The organism is Paenibacillus konkukensis (assembly GCF_023523925.1).
Taxonomy (GTDB): domain Bacteria; phylum Bacillota; class Bacilli; order Paenibacillales; family NBRC-103111; genus Paenibacillus_S; species Paenibacillus_S doosanensis.
Genome location: NZ_CP027059.1, coordinates 6,694,276 through 6,706,668, shown reverse-complemented (window position 1 = coordinate 6,706,668; position 12,393 = coordinate 6,694,276). Strand labels below are relative to the sequence as shown.

The window sequence follows — 12,393 nt, the reverse complement described above, 5'->3', positions numbered from 1 at the left end:
CGCTTCTACGCACAGATTTCGCCGTACGCAGGCATCCTAGCTACGCGGGGGCTTGGCCCCTCCCGCGACCGGATTTTCACCGGCTAGAAGATGCGTGCCTCTGGGCACGCCGAATAAAAAAAAGCCGCACCGGCCGGAAACGCCGATGCAGCCTCTTCACTTTCCCGCCGGGCCTAACTCTGAACGGTTTAAAGCTTAACGGCTTTTAACGTACAATCCTCAGCGTGCCGCTGCCCTGGAAAAGCGTGCCGTCGCGCAGGCTGCCGATGACGGTCACTTTCACGCTGCCGGCAGCCGGGCCGGCGGCCGCGATCACCTGCTGCCTGTCGAAACGGACCAGCGCCAGGCTCAGACGCTCGCGGCCCCGCTCCTCAAATTCCCAGCGGCTCGGCTCGGGATGGACGGATTTGCCGTTAACGAGCAGCCGGACGCTGCTCTTGTCGATAGCCTTGGCGTCGTATCCCCGGGGAAGCTGAATCCACGCGCCGACGGAATCCAAAACTCCCGGAGCCTTGACAATCAGTATCGGGGGAATCAGCTCCACCTGCGCTTCAACCGCAACCTGGAAATGCGCCTCCTGTACCGTCTGATTGCCCGCTTTATCCGACGCCGTCACCGTCAGCACGTTATCTCCCGCCATGGACGACAGCCGAGCGGTCTGCCCGTTCTTGACCGGCTTGCCGTTCAATGCGGCGCTGACGACGTCCGCTCCCGACAAGTCGTCGTAAACGGAATACGTCACCGTCATCGTCTGACCCGTCGTATAGGAAGGCTCCAAGCGAATGTCGACTGCCGGTTTCGTCTTGTCGATGCGAATTCCGCCAACCGTCGCCGTCGCCTCGTTCCCCGCCCGATCCACGGCCGTTCCGGTCACCGACTGATCGATCCCTTCGGAGGAAATCGTCCGATCGGGAGAAACCGAGGCCAAGCCGGAGCCGCTGTCGGCCGCCGTAAAAAGCACCGTCACATCGGTGCGGTACCAGCCGTTGGCATTGGGCTCAGCCGCAGGCGCTCCGCTAATGACGGGAGGCGTCGTATCGACTATCGTAATAGTCTGCACTCCCGCTGCAGCCGCACCGTACGCGTCGATAGCCGTCCAATGAACGAGCGTCACTCCCAGCGGAAAATCCGCGGGGGCGTCGTTTACGATCGATACCGCTCCCGGTGCGGCGGCCGCGCCGATATTCACCGCCGTTCTTTCTCCCGCCGCCTCGACCGTCAGATCGGGCGGAACTGTCAGCTGCGGAGGCTGCGTCTCCGTCTGCTTCACTTCTACCGTAAAGCCCTCATTCCGCCCCCCGCTGAGCTCGAAGACCAGCCTGCTCTCTCCGACCGGCAGCGCGGATAAAAAGGTTTTGTACAATCGCACCTCATTGCCGTAAGCGGAATCCGTAACCGAGTAATCCCGGGATTCAGTCAATGCGGTATCCCCCAGCCGTATCGCCTTCAATGGATTTCCGTTCCCCCGGACCGTCACGTCGATATCGCGCTGTAAAGCGGGATGTTTATCGAAAACGGCGCGATCCGGCGAAAGAAACGCATCCGAAGCCGTATAATAAACCTCGATCTCATTGATCGTCGGCTCCTTGCTGACTCCCGACTCCTTTTTGGTAGAAAACATCCAAAGTCTGAAATATTGTCCGGTTACAGGGGCGAAGTCGATTTTCTTTTCGGCTCCGATCGAAGTTCCCGCCGTGCCCGGAATATCCACGTAATTGACGCCGTCCTCCGAATATTGAAGCACATAGGAGTCCACCCGCTGGTAAGAGCTTTCCTTAATAACCGCCTGATTGAACGTGATGGAATCTCCGAAGTCGACCGTCAAAAATTGATCGGTCACCTTGCCCTTCTCCGCGGACCAACGGGTCGAGCCGCTCCCGTCAAACGCTTTGGACGCAGTATAATCCTTGCTCCATTCGGACGACGCCAAATACGTTTTATTAAGCGTGAAGCTCTCCTGCGCGACATTCAGGGCCAGCACGGCGTCGTCTCCGGCGCTAAAGGTAAACGTAAGGGTATAAGATCCCAGCTCAAGCGTGGACAAATAGGCGCTCTTCAGCGTGACCGACGTCCCGTTGTTCACGTAATCGATACCGGGGACGAGCATTCTCGTTTCATCGCGCACGGATGCGAGCGTATTGCCGTTTAAATTCACGGAGATCGTGCTGTCGCCCGAATGCTGCGCATAGTTAAGCGTAGAAGCGCCGAGCTGCGAGCTGGCCGGAGGCGTGACGCGAATGTTCAAGAACGCGCGGTTGCCGGCGCTGAAGGAGAACGTCAAACTATGATAGCCGAGCTCCAGCTTGCTTAAATATGTTTTTGGGAACAAAACCGACGTCCCCTGAACCACATAATCGGTTCCTTGCACCAGCAAACCGCTGTCGTCCCGGATCGATGTCAGCGTGTTTCCGTTAAGTCCCATACCGACGGTCAGGCTGCCTCCGTTCACCGGATAAAGCACGGAGCGGACCGCTAAGATCGATTGAGCCGGAGGCAATCCGGGGGCCTTCACCCCGATTTCGGAAAAGGGGATCGGCTGGAACCCGGGGATGCGCGAATAGAGAATCGAGTCCTCCTTCAGCTGAAAATTGCCGTTGGCCGCATCTTCAAACCCCAGATCGTCCTTGCTTCCGAACGTTACGTTGTTTTCGAACGTGCCGAGCTCCATGTTCCGGCTGTCCCCGGTAATCGGTCCGCTGTTCACGATGGCGTTGTTGCGGACGACATTGCGCTTGGGCAGCAGCGGCTCGTCGCTTAGAATGTCCGGCAGCGTCGGATAGCGCTCGCTCCATATGTCGCTCTGATAAGGCACCTGATCGAATTTGCTCATCAGCGATTCGTAATTTTTCTCTCCAGGTTTATAGCCGCGGTTCATAAAAGCAATCGAAGAGCCCGTGTCGATCACGATATTGTTCTCCACAATATTTTCCCGGCCGTTGGCCAGCTTGAACGCCTGCTTGCCGATATTGTAGAAGACGTTGCCGCGCATCTCCACGCCGCTCATATAATCGTCCAGGTAGATCGCCGCCGTCGAAACGCGAAGATCGCTCGCGACAATATCATGGAAGTAGTTGTAGCGGATGACGTTGCCGCGCCACACGAAGCTTCGGCCTGAGTAGATCGCCGAGGCGTCCGCGGTTTCTTTGACTACATCGTAAATTTCATTGTATTCGATGACATGGTCGTTCCCTCTGAATTGAATTGCAAAATGCGGCGCGTTATGCAGCTTATTATGCGTCGCCCGGTTGCCGACGCCGTTCAGCTCGACCGCGGAGGTATACGTCAATTTGATTCTGGAATAATTGAAAATATCGTTGTTGTCGGCATAGTTGCCTGCCGGCGTCAGCGTCGCGACATCGCCGCCGTTCAGCGACACGCCGCCGTTGCCCATGCTGTAGATGCTGGAGGCGTACACGCCGTTATTGCTTCCGCCGTTAATTTTGACGGCATAGCCGCCCATTTTACTGATCTCGCAGTATTCGATCCGGTTATTGTCCCCCCGGTCATATCGATCGCATTGCCTCGGCTTACTTCCAGCGCAAGCCCGCTGAATACGATGTTCGACGCTCCGTTCATCGCGATCATATTTTGGTCGAACAGCGACAGCTGCACGCGCGAGCTTGCCAAGGGAGCCGGAGGATACAGATAGAGCATTCCGTCCGCGCGGTCCAAATACCATTCGCCGGGAGCGTCCAGCTCTTCCAATATGTTGTAGAAATAAAACCGCTGTCCCGCTTTCATCGCGTAGCTGGACGTATTATACGTCTCTATCGTCTTCGTCGCCTGATCGATCGATTTGATCTGCAAATCGTTGGTGAACCAGTCGTTCCCCCAATATCCGAGCGCCCACGTATCGTTCGCGCTGCTCCAAGGCCGCAGTCCGCCGTCATCGTACGTGAACGTGTAGCCTGTGCCTTGCGACGAATTGCCGGCATATACGACCTGGTTTACCGTAGTGAACCCTTCGTTCGGCCAGCGCGCCAGCGTCATCACATTGCCGTCCACGAACAGCTCCGGGGCTACGGCCAAATAGTTGCCGAGCGTTCCGTAGTCGCTGATGCCGAGCGCCTTCAGATCCACCTGCCGCACCTTATCCGCGGCTTCCTGCGGAATTCGGGCCCGAACCGCCGGGTCCGTCACCGGCTCGAACAAGGAAGCGTCCAGCGCATCGCCTCCCGAGAGCGTTACCTTTTCCCCGTTATAGGCCTTGTACACGATGGGAGCGTCCGCTTCCCCCGAATCCCGGCCGTCGAGCTGGAACGTACGATCGATACGGTATTCTCCTCCTCTCAGCTGTACGGTGACGCCACCGGCAGGCAGAGCGCCTCCGCTCTTCATCTCCCGGATCGCATCTCTCGCCCGCTCCAGAGTCGCAAACGGATGCTGAATCGAGCCGTCGCCGGCATCGCTTCCGTCTACGGCTACAAACCATTCAACGGAAGCCTGGCGTTCGTCTGCCGCCGCCCCCTTCCCTGCGGGCAGCCAGCTTGCGCCCAGCACCATGCAAGCTATCACCGCTTTCATGAAACCGACCTTACTCTCCATTATAAGCCTGCCTCGCCTTCACACTGTATTTGGGTATATCCCCATTTATTCCCTCACCATCATACAGCGCTTTCAAGACGAGCCGGAATAGAGCAGCCTAACCAAACTTGTTGTAAAACTAACTTCTCGCAGAGATGACGACCAAGTACGCGCTTCAGCAGGCGGAGGATATCACGGATTCATCTTCCCGGCCCCTCCGTGCAAATGTCGGTAATCGGTCGGAGACAGTCCCGTGCTCTTCTTGAAGGCCGCCGAGAAGTACGAGCCGTCGCCGAATCCCGATCTTTGCGCCACCTCTCCGATCTGCAGCTCCGTCGACGCCAGCAGCTGCTGCGCATTCTCCATTCGGCGTTCATGAATGTAACGCATCGGAGGAAGGCCCATATAGCGCTTGAACATCCGAATAAAATAATTCGGGTGAAAATGCGCGTGCTGCGACAACTGCTCCACGGTCAGATCCTGCGCGAGGCGGGCTTCGATGTATTGAAGACAATCCAGCAGTTTCCCTATGGCGACGGGAGGCGGATCGCGGCGCAGGAGCATGACGGCGCGGTCTATGAAGAAACCGATCAGGGTGAACAGCGCCGCTTGAACTTGCAGCGTTGTCGCAGGTCCCGTGCCGGTGCGGCGGTCGGCCAGCTCGCGGAAGCCGCTTTGCAGCTGCCGGATATCCTCTGCGGCAACCGGTACGGCATAAGGAAGCCCGAACCATTGGAAAAGCCTCATAAAGCTGACGTTAGCGCGAAAGTGGCACCAGTACATCGTATAGGGAATGCCATCCGCGGCGGAATACGCCTGCTCCACCCCTCCTGGCAAAAACCAGAGCTCGCCGGGCTTCGGCCGGTACTGCTTGCCGTCCAGTCGAAGCGAGCCTTCTCCCTCCATGATGTAATACATTTGGTTGTACGAAGGAAGGTAGGCGGAGCGCCTCCATTCGGGGCTGCAGACCGACAGCTTGGCAAAGAGCAGCTTGACCCGCAGCCGGGACAGCTGATGATTCAATAATTGCGATTGATCTTGTTCCATCTCCCACTCCCCTTTATTCGTTGGCCTTAAACGGCATGCGCGGCACCGGTCACCTCCCGTTCTCCTGTCGCTTCCTTCAAACGTTTTCTTTCTCTTACATGTTCGATTCGCGCCGAAGCTTCCCCTTCCGCCTGCATAAGAAACCGCTTGTGGCAAAAAAATAAGCCCCGGGCCGCATAAGCCCGAGGCAGTCCATCCCGAGTAACCGGGTTATATAACGTAATCGAGCACCTGCTCGTACGTATGATACACCTTCGTATTGCTCATAGCCGGAGTGTAGGCATGTAAAGAAACGACCCGTCTCGTCCCCGTATTGCACATTTGATGAATCATTCCTTCCGGCGCGTACAGAAATTGCCCTTGCTTCACGACGCTCTCGCCGCTCTCGTCAACATAGCCTTCCGCACCGAGTTCGTAAATTTTGTTGGTCAATTCACCCTCCACGACATAAGCGCATCCTCTCGAAGCCCCGTGATCGTGAATCATCGTCTCTCTCCCTGCAGGCAGATGAATCAGGATGACTTCGACGACTTCGGATTGAAATAACACCTTGCGCCCGTAAGGCAAATACGAAGGCTCCGCGACATACGAAGACACCTCCTCTTCCTTCAGCTCCAACTGCTGTATCGCCTGCCGCAAATCATAGGGGGACGGGTCGGTCATATTGCGAAACGCTTGCTCAATGGATTCAAGTAGTTTCATGCTGCCTTACCTCCGTTAATAAAGTTTTCTATGGATTTGCATAAATAAAACTTATATTCAACTGAACTTCTATACAAATATTCGAGCGGAGGGTAAGGAGTGCTTGTCCATAAAAAAAACGGCGCTTGTCCGCTGCAAAAAATGTTCACAATCGGAAATAAGAGCAAGCCGGATTTTACCGCCCCATTGACAATATTTTGCTCCAGCAAGCTTCCGTTCCCGCTATGCCCTAGCCAGAACCGTTCTCCATTTGCTACAATGTTCTCTATTCATATCCCGAGCTTAAGCGAAATCAAGGAGGACAATAAACATGCCCGGTTTTCTACTCGATTTGGACGGAACGTTATACCATGGAGACCGGCCGATTCCCGGCGCGGCCGAATTCATTCAATGGCTGAAGAAGCAGCGATATCCGTATTTGTATGTCACAAACAATTCATCGCGCACGCCCGAGCAGGTGGCCGAGCATCTCGGCAAAGTCGGAATCGAAGCCGAACCGGAGGAAGTGCTGACCACTTCGCAGGCGGCCGCAATGTATATGAAGGAGCAGGGCACAGGGAGCAAGGTATACATGATCGGCGAAACGGGGCTCGAACGCGCTATGCTGGAAGCCGGGTTTTCGATCGTGACGGAAGGCCCCGTCGACTTCGTCGTGCAGGGCATCGACCGCAGCTTCAACTACGAGAAGCTGGCGCAGGCGGTTAGCCTCATCCGGGCGGGAGCCGGCTTCGTGCTGACGAATCCGGACCATCTGCTCCCGTGGAACCACGAGCTGCGCCCCGGCGCGGGCTCGATCGGCGCCGCCATCGAACGGGCGAGCCAGACCGAGCCTGTCGTGATCGGCAAACCGTCGCCGATCATTATGAACTACGCCATCCGCAAGCTCGGCCTGCCGGCGGAGCAGATCTGGGTCGTCGGCGACAACTTGCGGACGGACATCCGCGGCGGCGTCGCCGCGCATTGCCGGACAGCGCTCGTGCTGACCGGGCTGATTACCCGCGCGACGCTGGAGCAGGAGCAGCTCGGCGCAGGCGTGCAGCCTGAGCTCGTCTGCGACAGCTTGGCCGAGCTTGCGGACAAGCTGTCGCAGCAGCCGGGCCGCGCGTAAGGAGGAGGTTCACACGACGATGACGCGAGTGATCTTGATTCGCCACGGCGAGACGGCGGCGAACCGCGAGCCGGTATTTCAAGGGCATATGAACAATGCCCTCTCCGAAGCAGGCGTCTGCCAGGCGGAGCGTTTGGCGGAACGACTCAGCGTCTGGGCGATCGACGCCTTGTACTGCTCGGACCTGCCGCGCGCCGTTCAGACCGCGCAGATCATAGCCGGGCGGCGGTCCGGCGGCGGCTCGCTTGCGACGTCTGCGGCGCTGCGCGAAATCGACCGCGGCCGCTGGACCGGCATCAGCTACGCCGACTGCCTGGCGGCCGATCCCGACGGCTGGCGGGCAAGCCGCCGCGATCCGTACTTCCGCTGCCCGGGCGGCGAGTCGTTCGTCGACCTGCATCATCGCATCGTGAAGGAAGTAAGCCGGATCGCCTCTCTCCATCCCGGCGGAAGCGTCGCGATGGTAACCCACGGCGGCCCGATACGCGCCTTCTTCCGCCACTGTGTCGGATTGCCGCCGGACGAGAACAAAAAAACCCGAAACTGCGCAGCTTGTTCAGCCAGCGTAGTTCCGGGTTTTCGTCATTCGTCGATCGGCGTTCCCCGCTCTCTCAGACGTCCTTCCTTGGCGTCTTGAGCCAGCCGCTCCAAACTGCGCAGCTGCGTCAAACCGTGCTCGTAGGCGCTCATCATCAGATGCAGCACCCCCCGCGGCACTTTGGGGATATGCTCCTCGTAGATGTCCCGCATTTGCTGCACTTTCGTTTGTTGCTCCTCGACCTTTTTGGCCAAAATCGCATAAATCTCATCCTGATCCCCGTACTGCGCAAACACCAGAGCGGTCGCCATCGGATCGTAAATTTGCTTGCGCTCTTCAAGCTGGCACAGAAGCAGCTCCTGAAAGAGTTCCTTCCCTTTGCCGGTAATTCGATATATCGTTTTATCCGGACGATTACTGTCCTTAACGACTTCGACCGCTTCGATGCATTCATCCTTGCGCAGCTGATCGATCGCGTAATACAACGAGCCGTCCTGTATTTTAATATAATGATGCAGTTCCCGCACCTTCATCATTTGCCGGATTTCATACGGATGAGAATCTCCCTCCATCAGCAATCCGAGAATAACCAATTTCATCGACATGGTCGTTCACCCTCTTGTCAAAACAATAAATGACTGCTCTATGTTGAGTTCGAAAACCGTCAGGCATTAACCTGCTCTTTAGAAGGGCGGTGAAAAAGTCCGCTGCGGCGTCCATTTGATCCTCCAATCGCTGTCGAAAACGGATTTTTTGGATTGTTTTTTCGTTTTTCTGCGGATTTCAACCGTTTCATGGGTTAACCCTTCAAGAAATCCGGGGACAAGAGCGATCGGAAGATGCTTTCTCATGCGAAGTCCGCGTTTTTCACCGCCCTTTTAGACCTCGGAAGCGGCCTGCTCCTTGCGCAGGCTCTGCTGGCTGCGGGACGGGATTTCCATCTTCGCTTTGCCCATCAGAAGGATGAAAAGAAACCCTGCCACCGCCATAAAGATGGCGCATAGAAATACAAAAGCGATCGAATCGGCCAAACCCGCGATCATATTCTGCAACTCGGGACCCGGGATCGATGCCCGCACTTGCGGCTGCAGCAGCGCCTGCGGATCGATCGGCTTCGCGGCGAGCCCCGAATTCGGCATCAGCTCGGCAAGCTTCGACTTCAAAGCGCCCGCCTGCACAGCCCCGAGCACGGTAACGCCGATAGCCGAGCCGATCGAACGGAAAAAGCTGACGAGCGAGGTGACGATCCCCCTCAGCTGCGGGCTGACGTTATGCAGAGACGACATGGAGGTAACCGGGAACGACATCCCGATGCCCAGACCCATGAAAATCATATACATCGTGATAGACCACCTAGGCGTTTCAACCGATACCGTGCTCAGCAAAGAAGTCGCAATAATGAGCAGTACGGCGGAGACGAGCATAATGTTGCGGTAGCTCGTTTTGCCGATAAAACGGCCGCCGAGCGTGCTGCTCACAACGACGGCGAGCATCATCGGCGTGAGCACCTGGCCGGCGCTCGTAGCCGAGCCTTCGAATACTCCTTGGATAAACAGGGGAATATACGAAGCGGCGGCGATCATGATGGCGCCGTAGAGCAGGCATGTTGCCATGCTGGCGCTGAACAGCTTGTTGCGGAACAGATGCAGCGGCACGACGGGTGAGGCGACCCGCGATTCAACCAGCAGGAACAGCAGGAACAGCAGAACAAAGCCGGCGAACAGCCCGTAGCTTTGCAGCGAGTTCCAGGCGAATTCCTTGCCGCCCAGCTCCAGCGCGAACATCAGGCATAAAATCGAAGCGGCGAACGTGACCGTGCCGAGCCAATCGATTTTTTGATTGCGATTCGTCGCCAGCACCGGGTGATAGAACAGCGCGATGAGAACGAAGGAAATGACTCCGAGCGGCAGATTAATATAAAAGATCCACGTCCAGTCGACATTGTCTGTAAAATAAGCTCCCGCCAGCGGTCCGAGCACGCTGGAGATGCCGAATACGGCGCCGAACAGCCCCTGCATCTTGCCCCGCTTCTCCGGGGGAAACAAGTCGAAGACGATGGCGAAGGTGATCGGCATCAGCGCACCGCCCCCGATCCCCTGAATGGCGCGGTACACGATAAGCTCGAACATCGTGGTCGACATACCGCACAATGCGGAGCCGATCATGAATACGGCCAGCCCAAGCAGGAAAAATAATTTTCGGCCGTACATATCCGATAATTTGCCGAAGATCGGCATCGATACGACATTGGCGATCAGATAGGCGGAGAACACCCATACGAATTGATCGAGTCCTCCCAGCTTGCCGACGATCGTCGGCATGGCGGTGGATACTATAGTTTGGTCCAGCGCTGCAAGCAACAGCCCGAGCATAAGACCGGCAATCGTCCAACGGACGTTGGATTTCTTAGGCGGCATAATTTCCCCTCATTCCCTCAAGTTTGATTACACTAAATTATTATATTCAAATTTGAGTATTAATCAAGTGACTTATTTATTTACATAATCAACTATTTTAGTGCCAAACTACTTTTCGTTTGATCCCCGGCATCAAGTGTCATATAATGAAAATATATTTCAAGAAAAGGAATTTATATTTTTTGTAAAGCTGATAAATTAAATCTATTTTGATGATGCTAATCTCGCAGTAGTTTAGCCCCTTTTTGGAGAGGAGGATCCGGTCATTGAATTTAAACCAACTGGAGACGCTGCTCACAATTTCCAAAACGATGAGCTTCCGCAAAGCCGGTGAAGTCCTCAACCTGACGCAGCCAGCCGTATCCGCCCAAATTAAAAGCTTGGAGGATGAATTTAAAACCGTACTGATCGACCGTAATCAGCCGGTGACGCTGACCGACAGCGGACGGGTATTCCTCGAGCATGCGGAGCTGATTTTACAAACGGTGGAAGACTTAAAGCAGCGTTTGGCTGATTTGAATCAAACCCCGCAGGGACATATTCATCTTGGAACGACGACTTCGATTGCGATTCAAATTTTGCCGCGGGTGTTGTCCTACTTCCAAAACCAGTTCCCTTTGATTAAGACGACCATTCATTCGATGACTTCGTCGCAAATTATGCAGAGCGTCGAGAACGGAACGATCGATATCGGCATTACATACTTGTTTGAGAAGCATCCGGCGCTGGAGAGCTCGGTTCTTTATTACGACACCTTCGAGCTTGTCGTTTCCCCGCAGCACCCGCTGAGCCGCTTTCAGCATATTCCGATCGAGAAGCTTCAAGATATTCCGCTCATTATGCTTTCGCCGGAGACGGCCGGCCGCCGGTTCGTGGATCAAATTTTCAAACAGCTGAATCTTGCTCCGCAAATTGTCATGGAGCTGTCAAGCAGCGAGGAAGTAAAGCGGATGGTCGAATTGAATCTCGGCGCGGCCATTATTTCCAAGATGTCGATCGCGACGGAGCTCAGGCTCGGAACGCTCAAAATGATCAAAGTCAACGAGCTGGAAATCAGTCATCCCGTCGGCGTCGTTTATAAGTCGGGGCGGTATTTGAGCTCGGCGCTGCATCAATTTTTGCTCGATTTGAAAGGCATGCAGGAAATCCAATTTATAGGATCGGAGTGACGTGAAATGAAATTCGATTTGCATACTCATCATGAACGCTGCGGACATGCGCTGGGCACGATCCGCGACTATATCGAGGCGGGGATCAGCAGCGGCTTGTCCGTGATCGGCATCTCGGACCATTCGCCGTATTTTGCCAGCGACGCGGACCACGAGCAGCCCGGCATCGCAATGGCCAAGAGCGAATTCGCCCGCTATGTGGAGGAAGTGTTGAAGCTGAAGCAGGAGTACGCCGGTAAAATCGACGTGCTGCTGGGCTGCGAATCCGATTTTTTCCCGGAGCATGCCGACGTCTACCGCAGCGTTTACGAACAATACCCTTTTGATTATCTTATCGGCTCCGTTCATCTATCAGGCGGTGTCAGTATTTTTAACAGGAAGCGCTGGGATGGTCTGACCGACCGGCAACAAATCGAGCAAAAAGAGATTTATTACGATCTGATCGCGCAGTCGGCCCGCAGCGGCATGTTCCAAATTCTCGGGCATATCGATGCGATGCGCGGCTTCTATCCGGCCTTCTCGGACATCCCTACCAATGCCGTGGATAAAACGCTGCAAATCATCGCCGAGCAAGATGTCGCTATAGAGATTAACACTTCCGGCAAAACCAAAGATTGCGGCGGCTGGTATCCGATCGACGCGGTGCTCGAGCGCGCCAACCATTACGGCGTTCGCGTCACCTTCGGCTCCGACGCCCATAAGCCGGAACGTGTCGGGGACGACTGGGAGCTGGTGAGCCGGCGGCTGAAGGAAATCGGCTTCAAAGAGTGGGTTTATTTCAAGCAAAAACAGCGGCAGATCGTGCCGTTGTAATTCATAAAGCAGATTCGGGGCCGATTCCTTGCGGGGAATCGGCCTTTTTGCGTGCGGACGGATAGGCAGCTGACC

General features: G+C 55.7%; 11 protein-coding genes. 4 read left to right on the top strand and 7 right to left on the bottom strand.

Going from position 1 to position 12,393, the window contains the following annotated elements:
- Positions 1-205: 205 nt before the first annotated feature.
- The 4 genes from SK3146_RS29090 to SK3146_RS29075 all read right to left on the bottom strand — a co-directional run bounded on the left by SK3146_RS29090 (position 206) and on the right by SK3146_RS29075 (position 6,273).
- Positions 206-3,460, bottom strand: a complete 3,255-nt coding sequence (locus SK3146_RS29090; protein WP_249862052.1) for a X2-like carbohydrate binding domain-containing protein — start codon at positions 3,458-3,460, stop codon at positions 206-208.
- The gene (locus tag SK3146_RS29085) at positions 3,367-4,524 is read right to left on the bottom strand and encodes a hypothetical protein (RefSeq protein WP_249862051.1); all 1,158 of its coding nucleotides are present in this window, start codon (positions 4,522-4,524) and stop codon (positions 3,367-3,369) included. Before SK3146_RS29085 ends, SK3146_RS29090 begins: the two co-directional genes overlap by 94 nt.
- A 192-nt stretch (positions 4,525-4,716) precedes the next feature.
- Positions 4,717-5,571 (bottom strand): AraC family transcriptional regulator, encoded by an 855-nt coding sequence (locus SK3146_RS29080; protein WP_249862050.1) that lies wholly within the window; start codon positions 5,569-5,571, stop codon positions 4,717-4,719.
- A gap of 210 nt (positions 5,572-5,781) precedes the next feature.
- On the bottom strand, positions 5,782-6,273 hold the full coding sequence (locus SK3146_RS29075; protein WP_249862049.1) for a cysteine dioxygenase: 492 nt from the start codon (positions 6,271-6,273) through the stop codon (positions 5,782-5,784).
- 310 nt (positions 6,274-6,583) lie between these two features.
- Between SK3146_RS29075 and SK3146_RS29070 the strand changes: the two genes are divergently transcribed.
- Positions 6,584-7,381, top strand: a complete 798-nt coding sequence (locus SK3146_RS29070; protein WP_249862048.1) for a TIGR01457 family HAD-type hydrolase — start codon at positions 6,584-6,586, stop codon at positions 7,379-7,381.
- A 19-nt stretch (positions 7,382-7,400) separates the two neighbouring features.
- Positions 7,401-8,018 carry a histidine phosphatase family protein gene (locus tag SK3146_RS29065; RefSeq protein WP_249862047.1) on the top strand — a complete coding sequence of 206 codons (618 nt, stop codon included), beginning with the start codon at positions 7,401-7,403 and terminating at the stop codon, positions 8,016-8,018.
- On the opposite strand, the gene SK3146_RS29060 is transcribed toward SK3146_RS29065, so the two are convergent.
- From SK3146_RS29060 to SK3146_RS29055, 3 genes are all read right to left on the bottom strand, one after another.
- Positions 7,964-8,524 (bottom strand): PadR family transcriptional regulator, encoded by a 561-nt coding sequence (locus tag SK3146_RS29060; protein ID WP_249862046.1) that lies wholly within the window; start codon positions 8,522-8,524, stop codon positions 7,964-7,966. The two genes, SK3146_RS29065 and SK3146_RS29060, sit on opposite strands and share 55 nt — an antisense overlap.
- Before the next feature lie 59 nt (positions 8,525-8,583).
- Positions 8,584-8,715, bottom strand: coding sequence for a hypothetical protein (locus SK3146_RS35075; RefSeq protein WP_283942793.1), 132 nt, complete (start codon positions 8,713-8,715; stop codon positions 8,584-8,586).
- Between the two features lie 82 nt (positions 8,716-8,797).
- Positions 8,798-10,336 (bottom strand): MDR family MFS transporter, encoded by a 1,539-nt coding sequence (locus tag SK3146_RS29055; RefSeq protein ID WP_249862045.1) that lies wholly within the window; start codon positions 10,334-10,336, stop codon positions 8,798-8,800.
- A 266-nt stretch (positions 10,337-10,602) separates the two neighbouring features.
- Here SK3146_RS29055 and SK3146_RS29050 point away from each other — a divergent pair, with 266 nt between their 5' ends.
- Together SK3146_RS29050 and SK3146_RS29045 are read left to right on the top strand one after the other, a co-directional pair.
- Positions 10,603-11,505, top strand: a complete 903-nt coding sequence (locus tag SK3146_RS29050) for a LysR family transcriptional regulator (RefSeq protein ID WP_249862044.1) — start codon at positions 10,603-10,605, stop codon at positions 11,503-11,505.
- Positions 11,506-11,511: 6 nt separating this feature from the next.
- Complete coding sequence (locus tag SK3146_RS29045; RefSeq protein WP_249862043.1) at positions 11,512-12,318, top strand: histidinol-phosphatase; 807 nt, start codon at positions 11,512-11,514, stop codon at positions 12,316-12,318.
- Positions 12,319-12,393: the final 75 nt, after the last annotated feature.

Excerpts from the sequence above, each read along its gene's own strand:
- SK3146_RS29080 (WP_249862050.1), bottom strand. The coding sequence starts at position 5,571 with ATGGAACAAGATCAATCGCAATTATTGAATCATCAGCTGTCCCGGCTG.
- SK3146_RS29090 (WP_249862052.1), bottom strand. The coding sequence starts at position 3,460 with ATGGGCGGCTATGCCGTCAAAATTAACGGCGGAAGCAATAACGGCGTG.
- SK3146_RS29055 (WP_249862045.1), bottom strand. The coding sequence starts at position 10,336 with ATGCCGCCTAAGAAATCCAACGTCCGTTGGACGATTGCCGGTCTTATG.
- SK3146_RS29085 (WP_249862051.1), bottom strand. The coding sequence starts at position 4,524 with ATGAAAGCGGTGATAGCTTGCATGGTGCTGGGCGCAAGCTGGCTGCCC.
- SK3146_RS35075 (WP_283942793.1), bottom strand. The coding sequence starts at position 8,715 with ATGAAACGGTTGAAATCCGCAGAAAAACGAAAAAACAATCCAAAAAAT.
- SK3146_RS29075 (WP_249862049.1), bottom strand. The coding sequence starts at position 6,273 with ATGAAACTACTTGAATCCATTGAGCAAGCGTTTCGCAATATGACCGAC.
- SK3146_RS29070 (WP_249862048.1), top strand. The coding sequence starts at position 6,584 with ATGCCCGGTTTTCTACTCGATTTGGACGGAACGTTATACCATGGAGAC.
- SK3146_RS29045 (WP_249862043.1), top strand. The coding sequence starts at position 11,512 with ATGAAATTCGATTTGCATACTCATCATGAACGCTGCGGACATGCGCTG.
- SK3146_RS29060 (WP_249862046.1), bottom strand. The coding sequence starts at position 8,524 with ATGTCGATGAAATTGGTTATTCTCGGATTGCTGATGGAGGGAGATTCT.
- SK3146_RS29065 (WP_249862047.1), top strand. The coding sequence starts at position 7,401 with ATGACGCGAGTGATCTTGATTCGCCACGGCGAGACGGCGGCGAACCGC.